The following is a 14717-nucleotide window of genomic DNA, read 5'->3' as shown; positions in this document are numbered from 1 at the left end:
AGCCCCGCACCCGTCAGTTCGTGGGCGCGTCCGGGCCGGTGAGGATCTTCAAGTCCGTCACCGTGTACGACAGAGCACCCCGGAACCCCGCGCCCGTGCGGCTGACGGCCAGGTCGGCCAGCTCCTCGCCGGGCACGGGGAAGAAGCTCAGGCTTCCGTCGCCGGTCCAGCATTCGGCGACCCGCGGATCGTCCAGGACGGACATGGTCAGCTCGTGCACGGCGGGATCGTCGTAGCAGCCGGCGGTCAGGCGCGGGAAGTGCCGCAGGTTGACGATCGGGCGGCCGAGCGCAGGCAGGGTGTCCGTCGTCCGTTCCAGGGTGACCTTCGCCTCCGCCAGCCGTCGGCCCGCCACGGATGCCGCGGCGGCGAACGTGCCTCCCGCGCCGACCACCGGAGCGGCCTGACTGGCCACTGAGCAGGCCCTGGTCTGCTGGATGCTGCCGAGCTTCTTGGGGAAGCCCTGGAACCAGCCGCGGGCCAGAGCGGCGTCGTTGTCCACCCAGATGAAGGGACACCAGGCCACCGGAGTGTTGTGCCATCGCGCGTCGAGCAGCACCAGGCACTCGGCGTACTGGCTGCGGACCGGGTCGAGGTACTCCTGGTGTGCTGCGGAGAACTGCCAGTCGATGAACAGCGCATACCCGTGTCCCGGCGACACGGGATCGGGGGTCAATCCCGCGGGCAGCGCACGTTCGGCGGCCTCGGGCGAGGTCCAGAACTCCACCCCGACAACGTTGCCAACGTAGTGCCACGGAGGTGGTCCCACGATGTTGGCGGTCCCGCGAGCGGAGAGCGGAAGGCTGTAGCCCCGAAGTTCGTCCTCCGGCACTACGGTGAGTGCCGCTGCCTGTGTACCGCTGGCTTCGGCCTCCTCTGCCGAGGCGGAGGGCACCAGGCCCGTCCCCATGACGGCGGCCACTCCCCCGGCGATCAGTCCCCGTCTTCCCAGTTCCTTCGAAGCCTGTTGCATCGGAATTCCTCCCCGTGTCTGTTTCAATCGGATGCGCGCCACCGTGGTCGGTCCCCGGTTACAGCACTACGTCGGCCAGCCTGGCCACCTCGTCGGTGTCGTCGCTCGTCGGGTTGAACACGAGCTCGTCGGCGCCGATGTCCTCAAACGCCCGGACGGTCGCCCGGACGGCGTCCGCTCCCCCGCTGACGCCCGAGGCGATGAAGTCGGCGACCTCGGCACCGGCCGTCGTGTAGTAGTCCCGGACACTGGCGCGTCCGGCCTCGACGTCCGCGAAGGCGCAGTAGGCGATGGCGACCAGATACGGATCGCCGTCGCGCCCGGCGTCCTTCCAGGCCGTGCGTACCGCGTCGAAGGCGGGGCCGACCATGGCGGGAGGCACCGAGCCGCCGATGTACCCCTGCCCCGACCGGGCGACGCGCTCGTACGACGCCTGGACCATGCCTCCGAACAGCAGGGGCACCTCTCGGGTGCCCTCGGGCACGACCGGGTTGTCGCAGCCGGGCGGGATCTCGCCGCGCCACAGGCTCTTGTAGACCTCCAGGTCATGGTCGAGCCGCTTGCCGGTGCCACGCGGACCGAGTCCGTCCACGACGAAGTCGTCGGCCCGTCCGCCGAGGCCGATGCCGAGCATGAAGCGGCCGCCCGAGACCGCGTCGATGCTCGCCGCCTCCTTCGCCAGCAGGACGGGGGGCCACACGGGGCCGAGCAGGACGTTGCTGATGAGCCCGATCCTGCTGGTGGCACCCGCCGCGGCGGCCAGCGCGACCGTGTCCATCACGCCCGGATAGGCGATACGGCCGACGCTTCCGAGAGTGGAGAAGCCCGCCTCCTCGGAACGCCTGGCCCACTCGGAGATGACGGTGGGCCGTACGTTGCGGACCTGGTTGGGCAGACCGATGCCGATCTTCACGAACTCTGCTCCTAGTTGATGTCGGGTGAATCTGTGCCCGCGTCGCTGAGACGACTCGTCTCAGCGCGTCCGGTTCGGGTGCTCGTCACTCCCCTGGCGCCTCAGAATGTCGAGGGCGTAGTGCCGGCGGGACTTGACGGTTCCGGCGGGTATGCCGAGGATGCGGGCCGTGTCCTGGGCGGTGCGGTCGTACAGGCAGGTGTGCAGGAGGACTTCGCGGTGTTCCGGGGAGAGCCGGCGCAGCAGCGTGGTCGCCTGCACGGAGGTCAGCACGGCGTCGGCGTGGTCGGGCAGGGTGACGTCCCGCTGCTCGGCGCCGACGGTCTCGTGGCTCCTGACGGAACCCTCGGTGCTGTAGAGGCGCTCCGCGTGCGGCCACGCGCGGATGAGGGTTTCCTGCACGATGTCCTCCGCCGTATGGCGGTCTTTCAGCAGCTTCTCGGCGTAGCCGAGCAGTGCCGTTCGGTGTTCGGACATCAGCGTGGCCAGCAGTTGTTGCCGACGGGCAGCCGAAGGAGCGTCCGTCGCAAGGGTCGTGTTCATGTTCCGGTTCCTGAGGGGCAAGCCGTCCGCGTCGCCGTCAACGGCTCGTGTCCACACGGGAGTTGGATGCCAGAGCACGGGTGAAGCGGTGCGCGGTGAGCATAGGCAGGGGCCACTTCCGGAACGCTGACGGATTTCTGACGCGCGCTGATCAGCGCTGTCGGGGTTCCTCGCCGGTGGCGGGTGCCGCGTCGGGCGTCAGCTTGTCCCGCACGTGCCGGGCGTCGGGATGACCGATGTCGTCGAGGATGCCCAGCGCTCGGCGCCAGGCGAGTTCTGCCTCGGCGGGCCGGCGGGCGGCATGGCAGGTGTCGCCGATGTGCACGAGGGTGTCGGCTTCCAGGTAGCGGTCGCGGATCGCCCGGTACAGCGTCAGCGCGTGCTCGTAACACTCGAGCGCCTGGCCGTGTTCGTCGAGGTGGTGGTGGGCGTAGCCGAGGCTGTCCCATGCGGCGGCCTCGCCGTTGCGGTCCCCGATCTCCTGGTGGACCACGAGGGCACGACCGCACTCCTGCAGGGCACTGTCGTACTTGCCCATGAGGATGTACGTCCACCCGATCTCGTTGGCGACGCTGGCCTCTCCGCTGCGCCGGCCGGCCTCGCTGTAGAGCGTGGTCGCGCGTGTGTAGTGGCCCAGGGCGTCCTCGTGGCGGTGCCGTCCGTTGGCGAGGAAGGCGAAGTAGCGGTGGACCCTGCCCTGACCGGCCGGGTCGCCGATCTCGGCGAACAGTTTCAGCGCGCGGAAAAGGTGTGCGTCCGCCTCGTCCCAGTGTTCCAGCCGGCCGCTGACGAAGCCGAGCGCCCGGTGGGCGTGCGCCTGGCCGCGCAGGTCTCCCAGGCTCTGCGCCGCGTTGCCCGCCGTCGTCTGCGCGGTGAGCTGTTGCTGCCAGCAGCCGTTGCGGTCCAGGTACATCTCCAGTGCCGCGGCCAGCTGCCAGGTGTGCTCACCGCAGCCATGCCGGGCGCTCTGCTCGATCGCGGCGAGCAGGACGGAGCGGTGGTCCGCCAGCCAGTCCGCCGCGCCCGCCTGGTCGGTGAACCGCGCGACGGTCACCCCGGCCGCGTGGGGGTTCGGTTCGATGCGTTCCCGGCTGGGTGCCAGGACGCGGTCCGCGGCGAGCGCGCTGTGCAGGTAGTGGTCGAGCATCCGGCGCCGGGCCGTGCTCAGTTCCTGTGCCGGGTCCTGGTCCTGGCCCAGTTCGGTGCCGTAGGCGCGCAGGAGTTCGTGACAGCCGTAGCGGCCGGGCACCGGCTCGGACAGCAGATGGGCCCGGACCAGTTCGGCCAGGAGGGGCCGCACCTGGCCGGGCCGCTGTCCGGCCAGGCTCGCGGCGGCGGCGAGCGAGCAGTCGGGTCCCGGATGCAGCGCGAGCAGCCGGAACAGGCGGGCGGCCGCCGGGGTCAGGAGGCCGTACGACCAGGAGAACGCGCTGCGGGCGTTCGCCGCCGGAGTCTCCCCGGTGAACGCCTCCAGGGTGTCCTGGCTCTCCCTCAGCTCCGCGGCGATGGAGGCGAGCGGGAAGGACGGGTTGACGACCGCCCGGGCGCTGACGATGGCCAGTGCCAGGGGCAGACCACCGCAGGACTCCACGATCCGCGTGGCGGCGTCGGGTTCGCGGGCGACCCGTTCGGCACCGAGCCGACGCGACAGCAACTCCAGTGCGTCCGCCCCGCTCAGCACGTCCAGGGTGACGGGGTGCGCGCCTTCGCCGGCCACCAGCCCGTACAGCTGATGGCGGCTGGTGACGATGACCAGGCAGCCGGGCGCACCGGGCAGCAGCGGCCTGACGTGCTCGCTGTCGCGGGCGTTGTCCAGCACGATCAGCATCCGCCGGTCGGCGAGCAGGCTGCGGTAGAGCGCGGCCTGGGCGTCCAGCCCTGCCGGGATGCGCTGTGCCGGGACGTCCAGGGCGTCGAGGAAGGACCGGACAGCCTCGGCCGGGCTCATGATCGAGCCGGTGGGGTGGAAGCCGCGCAGGTTGATGTAGAGCTGCCCGTCCGGGAAGCGGTCGGCGATCCGGTGGGCCCAGTGCACCGCCAGTGCGGTCTTGCCGACGCCGGCCATGCCGCCGATCGCGCTGATGACCACCGTCGAGGCGTCTTCGCCTGGCAACAACGCCTGGACGTCGGCCAGTTCACGGTGGCGCCCGGTGAAGGACACCAGGTCCGCGGGGAGTTGGGCGGGCCGTACCGTGACGGCGGTGTCCTGCTCCGGCTCGGCCTCGTCGGTCGGTTCCGGGCGGCTGGTCGGTGCCGGGAGGTCCCTGGCCCGGGTCCGGTTGACCACCTGCTGGTGGGCGGCCTGCAGCTCGGCGCCGGGCGATACGCCCAGCTCGTCCGCGAGCCGGTCGCGTACGGTGCGGTGGACGTCCAGGGCCTCCGCCTGATGCCCGGTGGCCGCGAGTACCAGGATCAGCCTTGCCTGCAGCGCCTCGTCGAGCAGGTGATGCGCGGCCGCCTGCCGGAGGGTGACGAGCACGCGCGCGCCGAGGTCGGGCCCGGCCTTCAGAGCCCATTCGGCCGCCTCCTTGACCACGGCCAGGTGCTCGCCGTCCACGGCGGCGAAGGCCGGGTGAGCCCTGATCTCGGCGGGGATTCCGGACGCCGCGGGTCCGCGCCACAGGGCCAGCGCCTTGATCAACAGCTCGGTGGCCGCGACCGGTTCCTCGCACGCGGCCGCGCTCTGCCTGAGGCTCCGGAAGCGGAGCAAGTCCAGGCAGTCGGGGTCCACTTCGAGGCGGTAGCCGCCCGAGCCGCGCACCAGCCACCGTGACTCGCCGCGCGCGGGGAGATCCGGTTCGAGCAGCCGACGCAGCGCGCCGATGTGGCGCTGTACGACGTTGACGGCACTGTCCGGGGGGTCCTGTCCCCAGAGCACGTCGACGATCTCGTTGACGGTGACCGGATGGCCCGGCTGGGTCAGGAGCAACGCGAGCAGACCGCGCTGCTTGGGTGGTCCCAGCACCAGCTCGGCGTCGCCGCGCCAGGCTCTCAGCGGGCCCAGCACGGAAAAGCGCGTACGCACAAAGTCCCCCATGAGACAACGATGACAGGCGCTTCCGACACACCCGGTGGAGGACGCCGCTTTTCCCCTCGAGCAACGGCTCACCTCCACCGAGCGTGTTCTCGGCCGCGCCTCCGTCGAGGCCGCGCCGCAGCAGGAAGACGGCACCTGGTGGCGTTCACTACGCCCAACACCCGCCAGATCTTCCCCGTTCTCGCGGCAACGCCACCCCTTGAGCGGTCTCGCCCGTGTGTCAGCTCGTGCCGACACGAGGTGGGGTGGACGTGCCGTGGACGCGCTTGGCGTGCGCGGCGTAAAGCCGGGGGGCGAGGACCGGCATGATCAGGCGGGCCGGCAGGGGAGCCTCGGCCAGCACACTCCTGAGCACGTCGCGGTCGCCCTCGTACATCGCCATGCCGAAGGTCAGAGGGAGCGTCTTCTTGGGACTATGGGCCAGTCCGTGCTCGCCGAGCTGCTTCCACTCCGCGGCGGTGACGTACTTCTGGGCCAGGGGAAGAATCTCCCTCTCCTCCAGTTCGAGATGTTCGAGGAGAACGGACAGCAACCGCTCGAACGCCTCCGCGAGCTCCTCACCGCCCTCTCCCGCGGCACGCCACGGCGGCAGGAGCTTCGCCACCTCGGTATGAATCCGGTCGATCGCGTGATGCTGCTCCTCCATCGTGGGCACGATGTCCGCCGCCTCTTCACCGGCCCGCTGGACCAGACGGGGCCACAACAACAGGTCCTCGCCCTCGTGATGGAGATGCAGCACGGAGCACAGCAATTCAGCATGGGCGGCGACGACCGCTGCCCGCTGTGCATCACCCGGTGTCACATCCCGGGTGAGCTCGGGAAGCAGACGGAACTCCCGGCGCAGCATCGTGTGCGCCATATACATGTCGCGCACATCCGCCATGGGCTCATCGACGGCCGGACTCATGTGGACCTCTTTCCTGCGTCATCGTGGGCAGGAATCGGGAACGATGCGCGGCGCCTGTCCTGGATCCGCGCCGTGCTGCTCGTCAGTTCTGACACGACACAGAGCGCGCCCGGGGTTCACACGGCGCACCTCCGCCGACTACGGGGCAGCCCTGCCCGATGAATGGAGCCGTGCCCCGAATCCGACGTGATCGGCCGGAACCGGGGCACCATGGCGGCCACCGCCGAACCCTGATTGCGGACCGTCGCTGTCAGCTCGTGACGGTCGCCGGAGCGTGACACCTTGGTGACGGCGCCGGTCAGCTTCACTTGCCTCACCTCCGCCGCCGAGGCGGCGGAGGCTTGTTGAGGCGCTGCAGGGCCGAGGCGCTGCCATAGCGCCAGTAGGTGTTCCGCGACACCTCCCCGCCCCTGGCGTCCTCCAGGGTGACCACCAGCAGATGCAGGTCCGGAAGGTCGTTCGTCCATTCCGCGACGAACGCCTTGGCGGTGTCCCCCGCGACGTCCACCCCTGCCGTCCTGCTCCTGCCGAACTGCCTGTCCACGACGCCGCCGGTGCCGGCCGTGGTGCGGTACACGAAGACCAGTGAGTAGCTCGACTGGATCTCCTTGCCGGTGGTGCCACTGTGCACGTTGCCGGTGGTGGGCGGCGTGTACACCGGGTCGGAGGCATCGGCCTCGAAGGTCAGGCGGACTTGGGTGACCTCGCAGGCCGCCTGGAGGTCGACGGCCACCCACTGCGGGTCGCCGCCCTCAGCGCGCCACTCACTGCCCTTGACGCCTGCGGAAGAGAGACGATCGACCACGAAGGAGCCAGGCGTGGCAGCGTAGGCCGTCGACGAGACCGAGACCGGCCGGTACAGCGCCGGCTCACCGTGGGTGAAAGGTTCGGCTGGAGCGCCGGTGGGGGCCGCAGCGGTATTCGACACGGGAACGACGGAACCGAGACCGAAGCCGGCGAGCAGGGTGGTGCCCGTGGTGACGATGGTCCGTCGCGACGGGTGACGCGACGGACCCGACAGATCTTGGCGTGCGGGGCTTGGCTGTAGCGAACGTAGGGAACAGTCCCCAGCTACGCGCATCGGTTCCGGGCCGAACGGCTGGGAAATTGCGGATGCGACTGGCGGCCGGAATTGTCCGGTCGACATCATCGACCCCGCTGCCTGCTTCGGCCCTCTCCCCCGCACACACCGCATGCGGTTGTTTGAAATGTTTAGTAGAAAGACGCCTGTGAGCCCCGCCCCCGCGCTTCTGCTCGTCCACGGTGCCTGGCACGGCCCCTGGTGCTGGCAGCCGCTGATCGACCAGCTGCCCGACCTGGACGTGCGGACGGTCGCGCTGCCCAGCAGTGGCCCGGACCCTGCGGCGCTGGGCGACCTCTATGACGACGCCGGGGTGATCGCGGAGGCCCTGGAGGCGATCGGCGGTCCGACCGTGGTCGTCGGACACTCCTACGGAGGGTGTCCGGTGAGCCAGGCCGCGGGATCGGCGGGTGACGTGCGCAGGGTCGTCTATCTCTGCGCACTGATGCAGGACGTGGGAGACACGCTGCTGTCCCTGGTCAACGGGGCCCATCCGCCCGACTGGGACGTGCATGAGCGGCCGGGCAGTCCTGACCTCGGCCACTTCGAGGTCCACGACCCCGTGCGTGTGCTGTACGGCGATGTGGACCAGGGCCTGGCCGAGCGGTGCGTCGCCAGGCTCGGCCACCAGTCATTGCCGGCCGTGAACCAACCGCTCACCAAAGCGGCGTGGCGCACGGTGCCCAGCACGTACGTTCTCTGTGAGGACGACGTCGCCATCCCACCACCCCTCCAGGAGCAGATGGCGAGGCACGCCCGGCGCGTCCGCCGCCTGCGCTCCTCGCACTCGCCGTTCCTCAGCCGCCCGGCGGAACTGGCTCGACTGCTCCGGGACGAAATCGTGCGGGCCTGATCGTTCACGGGCGGGACGGCGTGCGGACGCGGCGTCAGTCGTCGCGTCCGAGGCCGCGGTCGGGTGCGCTCATGTCTCCCGTCCGGGGTGTGCCTTCGGACAGCCCGTAGCGCAGGTACACGGTCCCCTTCGGGCTGGCTGTCGGCGGTTCGAGGAGTGTGACGTTCGTGGGCACCGCGCCACCCTCGAACACCTTCTTCCCGACGCCGAGCACGATCGGGTGCACCCAGAGGTCGAGTCGGTCGAAGAGCTTCTCGCGCAGGAGGGTCTGCACCAGGTTCAGGCTCCCGACGACCTTCACATGCTGGTGCCGGTCACGGATCTCGCGCACCGCGCCCGCGAGATCCGGGCCGAGCTGCGTGGACCCGGCCCACGAGAGGTCGGGCTTGCCGCGGGACGCCACGTACTTCGGGACGCTGTTGAAGAGCGTGGCGATCTCGTTGTCCTCGCCGCCCTTCTGGTGCGGCCAGTAGGCGGCGAAGATGTCGTACGTCCGCCGGCCGAGCAGAAGGGCGTCCGTGCCCTCGTACGCGGCACCGATCTGCGCCCCGGCGACCTCGTCCAGCAGGGGCGCCTGCCAGCCGCCGAACGGGAACCCCACCGGGTCCTCGTCGGGGCCGCCGGGCGACTGCCCGACCATGTCGAGGGTCGCGAACATCTCGATGTCGATGAGGCCCATGTCCTGCTCCCGATGAGTTGGTTGTCTCCTTCGGGAGGTAGACCTGTGAGCGCGGGCGGACTCATCGCTGTGACCGTACCCGGCTTCACGCGGGGGTCGGGCCGGCCATGGCCGTCGGATCGACGATCCGGTCGAACTCCTCCCCGCTGACGTAGCCGGAGGCCAGCGCGGCCGCGCGCAGGGTGGTTCCCCCGTCGTTCGCCCGGTGCGCGATGGCGGACGCCTTGTCGTAGCCGATCACCGGCGAGAGCGCGGTGACCAGCATGAGCGACCGGTCGACGTACTCCTCGATCCGCTCCCGGTCCAGCTCGGCGCCCTCGACGCAGTACTCGCGGAACTTGGCGCAGGCGTCGGCGAGGATGCCGGTCATGTGCAGGAAGTCGTTGATGATGACCGGCCGCATGGCGTTCAGCTCGAAGTTGCCCTGCGAACCGGCGAAGGCGATGGCCTGGTCCTCGGAGAGCACCTGGATACACACCATGACCATGGCTTCGCACTGGGTCGGGTTCACCTTGCCGGGCATGATCGAGGAGCCCGGTTCGTTGGACGGCAGAACCAGTTCGCCGAGCCCGCAGCGCGGTCCTGAGGCGAGCCAGCGGATGTCGTTGGCGATCTTCATCAGCGGCACCGCCAGCGCGCGCAGCCCGGATGAGGCGCCCACCATGGCATCGAGTCCGCCCTGCGCGGCGAACTTGTTCCGCGCCGTGGTGAAGGAGAACCCGGTCGCCCGCGCGATCTCGTCCGCGACCTGCTCGGCGAAGCCCTCCGGTGCGTTCAGACCGGTACCGACCGCGGTGCCGCCCATGGCGAGTTCGAGCAACCCCGCCGAGGAGTCGACGACGCGTTCGCACGCCTGCTCCAGCTGGGGGGCATAGCCCGACCATTCCTGGCCGACGGTGAGCGGGACGGCGTCTTCGAGGTGCGTACGGCCGATCTTCACCACGTCGCGCCACAGCTCCGCCTTGTCGGTGATGGCCTGCTGCAGTGCCCGCACGCTGGGGGGGGCAGGTCCTCGTGCACCGCCTTGACCGCGGCGATATGCATGGCGGCCGGGAAGGTGTCGTTGGAGGACTGCCCCATGTTGACGTGGTCGTTGGGGTGGACCGGCGTCTTGCTGCCGAGTTCGCCTCCGACGAGCTGGATCGCACGGTTGCCGATCACATCGTTGGTGTTCATGTTCGATTGAGTGCCCGATCCCGTCTGCCAGACGTAGAGCGGGAAGTGGTCGTCCAGTTCGCCCGCGATGACCTCGCCCGCCACCCGCTCGATCAGGCGGGCCTTCCAAGCGGGCAGCCGCCCGGCACGCCCGTTGACGATCGCGGCGGCCTTCTTGACGTGGCCGTACGCGTGGTAGACCTCCTTCGGCATGTGGTCGTCGCCGATGGAGAAGTGCGTGAGCGACCGCTGGGTCTGTGCGCCCCAGTACCGGTCGGCGGGCACGTCGACGGCGCCCATGGAGTCGGTCTCGCGCCGGGTGCCGGTCGCGTGCAGGCCGATGGGTACGTCGCGGATCTCGGGCACGTCGGTGCCGCGTGTGTCTCGCGCGTTCATACGGCTCCGGCCTCCTCCTTCTCGTAGACCGGCTCCCACATCCGCTCGCGGACGGCCCGTGCGGGGTCGGAGGGACGGTTGCCGGCGATGTCCTCGTCCATGGCCGCCTGGACCACCGCGGTGGCGGTGCGGGCGGACGACTCCCACAGGTCCTCGACCGGCGGCAACAGGGCTGCGCCCGGCTGTGACGGGTCGACCTGGTCGGCCACGGCCTGTGCGGCGGCGCGCAGCATGCCGTCGGTCACCCGGGCGGCGTTCGCGACGACGGTGCCGAGCCCGAGCCCGGGGTAGAGCAGGGCGTTGTTGGCCTGGCCGATCCGGTGGGTCACGCCGCCGTACTCGACGGGGTCCACCGGGATGCCGGTGGCAACCAGCGCCTTGCCCTTGGCCCAGGCGAGGACGTCGGCGGGCATGGCCTCGATCTGCGACGTCGGGTTGGACAGCGGAAGGACGACGGGACGCTCGGTGCCGGCGGCCATGGCTTCGATGACGTCCTGGGTGAAGGCGCCGGGCACGGTCGAGGTGCCGAGAAGGATGGTGGGCCTGACCCGGCGCACGGTCTCCAGCAGGGAGATGCCGTCGTCGCCGTCCGCCCAGCCGTCGACCTCGCCGGGGTCGCGGGCGTAGCGCTGCTGGAAGTCACGCAGGTTCTGCATGTCACGGGTGAGAAGGCCCTGTTTGTCGATGAGCCAGACCTGCGCGGTGGCCCGTTCCTCGCTCGCGCCGTCGCGGACCATGGCGTCGCGCAGCTGGTCGGCGATGCCCACGCCCGCGCTACCGGAGCCGAAGACGACCAGTCGCTGGTCGCGCATGGGTACGCCGCTCACCTTCACCGCGGCGAGGACGGCGGCCAGGGTGATCGCGCCGGTTCCCTGCACGTCGTCGTTGAAGATCCGGTACTGGTCCCGGTACGCCTCCAGGATGCGGCGGGCGTTGCTCGGGCCGAAGTCCTCGAAGTGCAGCAGGGCGTCCGGGAACAGGGAGGACGCGGTGCGCAGGTACCTGCCGATGAAGGCGTCGTACGCGGCGCCGCGCACGCGGGGGAAGCGGTTGCCCAGGTAGAGCGGGTCCTTCAGCAGCGATTCCCGGTCTGTGCCCACGTCCAGGGACACGGCTACGACACGCCTGGGGTCGATTCCGGCGGCGGCGGTGTACACGGCCAGCTTGCCGAGGGCGATCTCGATGCCGCCCACGCCCCAGTCGCCGATGCCGAGAATCTGCTCGGCATCGGAGCAGACGATCAGGTCCACATCCCGCGGACCGAGCCCGAGGCCGGCGAACGCCTGCTCCACCGCGTCCGGCTCGTCGATGGAGAGGAACACTCCCCTCGGGCCGCGGTACTCGTGGGAGTACCGCTCGATGGCCTTGCCCACCGTGGGGTCGTAGACGACGGGCAGCAGCTCCGGCAGGTGGTCGCGGAGCACCTTGAAGTAGAGGGTTTCGTTGCGGTCTCGGAGCTGTTCGAGGAAGACGTTCTTGGCGAGGTCGCTGCCCTGGGCCTGTAGCTGCCGGTAGGCGCGCTGCGCCTGCTGCTCCAGTGTGAGCACGGCGGCCGGCAGACGTCCGGTCAGGTCGAGCGCCTTGCGTTCGGCTTCGGTGAAGCCCACTCCGTGGTTGCGCAGCGGGTCTGTCAGTACGTCCGGGGTCGCAGGGGTGTGTACGTTGCTCTCCGCCATGTCGAACTCCTTGTCCGTGTCGGGGCGGGTCGGAGTACCGCCCGTGGTCTCTCCTCATGTCCCAGCGTGGACAGAAGGGACAAATCGCACATCAGTCATGTGACTGGGCATGGCGCCGAAGGATGACGGCGCTTTCCGCTGCCTTGGGATCCGGGTGCTGTCGATCAGGACGGCTCGGTGGCGGGGTGACGCCGTGCCGCGAGCGGTACGCAGGCGGCGGCGACCGCGCACAGCAGCAGGACGACGGGTGGCAGCGCCGCCCAGGCGCGCGCGTGTTTCAGCAGTGCGGCGGAGACGGCGGCGCCCGCGATGAGGCCCAGGAAGCGCAGCGGCACCCAGATGCCCGGGCGGCCGGTGCCGACGCCCTTGACCACGTAGGTTGCCAGGGTGCCGGTCAGATAGGTGGTGGGCGCGGCGGCCCGTCCTGCGGCCACCATGGCGGCGGACTGCGCCCCCATCAGGAGCGCGGCCCCGAACTGCATGACGTCCCGGGTCACCCGGTCGGGTGTGCCGTCGATGAGTCCCCAGATCAGCGCGCCCACGGCCAGCAGGAACGCCTCGACGCCGAGGACGAGCATGATGCGCGGTGCCCAGTGGGTGGCGGCCGGGACGCATTCGCGGGTGTACCGTGCCGCGACCAGCGCGCCCGCACCGAAGCCGGCGAGCGCCAGCGCGGCCGCCGTCGCGTCGACCGACTCGCCGCGGCCCGCGGCCATGCCGAGCAGGGCGAGATTGCTGGTCATGACTCCCGCGAAGACCCGGTCGAGGGCGAGGAAGGAGACGGCTTCCAGGGCTCCGGAGGCTGCCACCAGCAGCACGACGGCGATCCGCAGTGGCCGTTCCGGGACGGCCTTCGGCTGCACCTGCTGCTTCACGGCTCTCCCGCGCAAAGGATCGTCACTCGTGGTGTGTCAGCGTAACGCTGTGCTACAGCTCGCGCCGCGCCCGTACGGCGGAGGTGCGGACCCACAGCAGCGCCGCGAGCGCGGTGACGGCGAGGCCGGTCGGACAGGCGCCGGTCCAGCCTGCCCTCGACCACATGACGGACGCGGCGGCGGAACCGAGGGCGCCGCCGACGAAGTAGAACGTCATGTAGATGTTGTTGACCCGGTTGCGGGCCGCCGCGTCGACGTCGTAGGGCGACGACCAGTCCGGGGGCGAGGCCGACCGCGGCGAGCGCGGCGGCGTCGAGGACCAGCAGAACGGTCAGCAGGGACCGCCGCCTGACGATGTCCGCCAGCTGAAGCACGAGCACCAGACCGGCGGCGAAGCGGAGTTGGGTGACGGTGACGATGACACCGGCGGCCTGCGTGGAGGTGCCGAGGAAGCGCGCGATCACGGCCGGGAGGGGCTGGGCGTAGTACAGGTTGGCGGCGACCGCACCGGTGGCCACCGCCAGCAGCAAAGTCATGGCGCGCGTGAGGTCGGGGTGTGCGGGAGCAGTTGTCGTGGTGCGCATCCGGTCCCGCTTGATGCCCTTCGGGTATCAGAAACGTCGAAAGAGGTCTTGGACGGAGGTCCACCCCTGGACGCAGGCTGGTCAGCGAAGTCGGCAGCCTACGAAAGACAGGAGCCATGACCATGAAGATCTTCCTCACCGGTGGATCCGGATACATCGGCAAGGCCACGATCGGCGCGCTGGTCCGCCACGGCCACACCGTGGCGGCGCTGGCCCGCAACGACCGCGCCGCCGAGACCGTCGGCGCCCTCGGGGCGATTCCGGTGCGTGGCGGGCTGGGGGATCTGGGAGTGTTGAACGCGGCCGCGGCCCGTGCGGAGGCGGTCGTCCACCTGGCGCAGGCCGAGACCGGTGATGAGGACCTCGCGGCCGCCACCGCCATGCAGGACGCCATCGGCACCGGCACCTATGTGCACACCGGCGGCACCTGGGTCTACGGCGACACACACGGGGTCGTGGACGAGACCGCCCCCTGGAACCCTCCGTCCCTGGTCGCCTGGCGCAAGCCCGTCGAGGAGGCCGTCCTGCGGCGTGCACAGCAGGGCGGCCGGCCCGTCGTGGTGCAGCCCGGTCTGCTGTACGGCGGCGAGAACCGCCTGATCGACATCTTCTACGGCACTCCGGGCAAGGAGGCGGGGGCCGTCCCCTACATCGGAGACGGTGCGAACCGCTGGGCGCTGGTGCACATCGACGACATCGCGGAGCTGTACGTCGCCGCCCTGAAGGCGAGTCCCGGTGCGGTGTACGCGGGTGTGGGCGGGGTGAACCCGACCGCCAAGGAGTGCTCGCTGGCCGTCGCACGGGCCGTCGGTCTCGACGGCGAGGTCGTCTCCCTCACACTGGAGCAGGCCCGCGGGCAGATGGGTCCGATCGCGGACGCCTTCGCGCTGGACCAGCAGCTGACCCCGGCGCGTGCCGAGGCCGAGCTGGGGTGGATCCCCGCGCACACCGACCCGCTGGCCGTACTCGCCGGGGGCGAGTGACGCGGGTGGGGAGCGGAGTGCGCCGGCTGGGGCGGCTCGCGAGGGCCAGACGGGTAGCTTTG

The 14717-nt window shown here is 70.4% G+C and carries 14 protein-coding genes; 2 read left to right on the top strand and 12 right to left on the bottom strand.

Annotated features, from left to right (window positions below; all coding sequences use genetic code 11):
* Window positions 1–13 precede the first annotated feature (13 nt).
* The 6 genes from IE325_RS22570 to IE325_RS47070 all read right to left on the bottom strand — a co-directional run bounded on the left by IE325_RS22570 (window position 14) and on the right by IE325_RS47070 (window position 7301).
* Window positions 14–973 (bottom strand): acetoacetate decarboxylase family protein, encoded by a 960-nt coding sequence (locus tag IE325_RS22570; protein WP_229911927.1) that lies wholly within the window; start codon window positions 971–973, stop codon window positions 14–16.
* A gap of 58 nt (window positions 974–1031) precedes the next feature.
* Entirely contained in the window at window positions 1032–1886 is an 855-nt protein-coding gene (locus IE325_RS22565) for an LLM class flavin-dependent oxidoreductase (RefSeq protein WP_190071818.1), read from the bottom strand.
* A gap of 60 nt (window positions 1887–1946) precedes the next feature.
* Window positions 1947–2429: a sigma factor-like helix-turn-helix DNA-binding protein gene (locus IE325_RS22560; protein WP_190071817.1), complete on the bottom strand. Its 483-nt coding sequence runs from the start codon at window positions 2427–2429 to the stop codon at window positions 1947–1949.
* Between the two features lie 151 nt (window positions 2430–2580).
* Window positions 2581–5466 carry an AfsR/SARP family transcriptional regulator gene (locus tag IE325_RS22555; RefSeq protein ID WP_190071816.1) on the bottom strand — a complete coding sequence of 962 codons (2886 nt, stop codon included), beginning with the start codon at window positions 5464–5466 and terminating at the stop codon, window positions 2581–2583.
* A gap of 220 nt (window positions 5467–5686) precedes the next feature.
* The gene (locus tag IE325_RS22550) at window positions 5687–6373 is read right to left on the bottom strand and encodes a hemerythrin domain-containing protein (protein ID WP_229911926.1); all 687 of its coding nucleotides are present in this window, start codon (window positions 6371–6373) and stop codon (window positions 5687–5689) included.
* Window positions 6374–6686: 313 nt separating this feature from the next.
* Window positions 6687–7301 carry a galactose-binding domain-containing protein gene (locus tag IE325_RS47070; RefSeq protein ID WP_373315198.1) on the bottom strand — a complete coding sequence of 205 codons (615 nt, stop codon included), beginning with the start codon at window positions 7299–7301 and terminating at the stop codon, window positions 6687–6689.
* Between the two features lie 301 nt (window positions 7302–7602).
* Between IE325_RS47070 and IE325_RS22540 the strand changes: the two genes are divergently transcribed.
* Complete coding sequence (locus tag IE325_RS22540; protein WP_229911925.1) at window positions 7603–8307, top strand: alpha/beta fold hydrolase; 705 nt, start codon at window positions 7603–7605, stop codon at window positions 8305–8307.
* A 34-nt stretch (window positions 8308–8341) separates the two neighbouring features.
* Here IE325_RS22540 and IE325_RS22535 read toward each other — a convergent pair whose 3' ends face one another.
* The 6 genes from IE325_RS22535 to IE325_RS22515 form a co-directional block, all read right to left on the bottom strand.
* A complete protein-coding gene (locus tag IE325_RS22535; RefSeq protein ID WP_190071814.1) occupies window positions 8342–8986 on the bottom strand; it encodes a dihydrofolate reductase family protein in 645 nt (214 codons plus the stop codon).
* Window positions 8987–9071: 85 nt separating this feature from the next.
* Entirely contained in the window at window positions 9072–9980 is a 909-nt protein-coding gene (locus IE325_RS46680; RefSeq protein WP_268256365.1) for a class II fumarate hydratase, read from the bottom strand.
* Complete coding sequence (locus IE325_RS46675; RefSeq protein WP_268256364.1) at window positions 9923–10537, bottom strand: lyase family protein; 615 nt, start codon at window positions 10535–10537, stop codon at window positions 9923–9925. The genes IE325_RS46680 and IE325_RS46675 overlap by 58 nt, the downstream gene beginning before the upstream one ends.
* Window positions 10534–12213 carry an NAD-dependent malic enzyme gene (locus IE325_RS22525; protein WP_190071813.1) on the bottom strand — a complete coding sequence of 560 codons (1680 nt, stop codon included), beginning with the start codon at window positions 12211–12213 and terminating at the stop codon, window positions 10534–10536. Before IE325_RS22525 ends, IE325_RS46675 begins: the two co-directional genes overlap by 4 nt.
* A gap of 164 nt (window positions 12214–12377) precedes the next feature.
* The gene (locus IE325_RS22520) at window positions 12378–13088 is read right to left on the bottom strand and encodes a YoaK family protein (RefSeq protein ID WP_190071812.1); all 711 of its coding nucleotides are present in this window, start codon (window positions 13086–13088) and stop codon (window positions 12378–12380) included.
* 52 nt (window positions 13089–13140) lie between these two features.
* Window positions 13141–13305 carry a hypothetical protein gene (locus IE325_RS22515; RefSeq protein WP_190071811.1) on the bottom strand — a complete coding sequence of 55 codons (165 nt, stop codon included), beginning with the start codon at window positions 13303–13305 and terminating at the stop codon, window positions 13141–13143.
* A gap of 489 nt (window positions 13306–13794) precedes the next feature.
* On the opposite strand from IE325_RS22515, the gene IE325_RS22510 reads away from it, so the two are divergent.
* On the top strand, window positions 13795–14655 hold the full coding sequence (locus IE325_RS22510) for an NAD-dependent epimerase/dehydratase family protein (RefSeq protein WP_190071988.1): 861 nt from the start codon (window positions 13795–13797) through the stop codon (window positions 14653–14655).
* Window positions 14656–14717 lie beyond the last annotated feature (62 nt).

Origin of the sequence: Streptomyces lanatus, assembly GCF_014655715.1 — a bacterium.
Classification (GTDB): Bacteria; Actinomycetota; Actinomycetes; order Streptomycetales; family Streptomycetaceae; genus Streptomyces; species Streptomyces lanatus.
Note: the sequence above shows the minus strand (reverse complement) of the source record. Positions and strands in the feature narration are given on the sequence as shown.

Bases quoted from the DNA above. Each gene is read 5' to 3' on its own strand.
- IE325_RS22570 (WP_229911927.1), bottom strand. From the start codon at position 973: ATGCAACAGGCTTCGAAGGAACTGGGAAGACGGGGACTGATCGCCGGG.
- IE325_RS22560 (WP_190071817.1), bottom strand. From the start codon at position 2,429: ATGAACACGACCCTTGCGACGGACGCTCCTTCGGCTGCCCGTCGGCAA.
- IE325_RS22555 (WP_190071816.1), bottom strand. From the start codon at position 5,466: ATGGGGGACTTTGTGCGTACGCGCTTTTCCGTGCTGGGCCCGCTGAGA.
- IE325_RS22550 (WP_229911926.1), bottom strand. From the start codon at position 6,373: ATGAGTCCGGCCGTCGATGAGCCCATGGCGGATGTGCGCGACATGTAT.
- IE325_RS22535 (WP_190071814.1), bottom strand. From the start codon at position 8,986: ATGGGCCTCATCGACATCGAGATGTTCGCGACCCTCGACATGGTCGGG.
- IE325_RS46675 (WP_268256364.1), bottom strand. From the start codon at position 10,537: ATGAACGCGCGAGACACACGCGGCACCGACGTGCCCGAGATCCGCGAC.
- IE325_RS22525 (WP_190071813.1), bottom strand. From the start codon at position 12,213: ATGGCGGAGAGCAACGTACACACCCCTGCGACCCCGGACGTACTGACA.
- IE325_RS22515 (WP_190071811.1), bottom strand. From the start codon at position 13,305: ATGACGTTCTACTTCGTCGGCGGCGCCCTCGGTTCCGCCGCCGCGTCC.
- IE325_RS22510 (WP_190071988.1), top strand. From the start codon at position 13,795: ATGAAGATCTTCCTCACCGGTGGATCCGGATACATCGGCAAGGCCACG.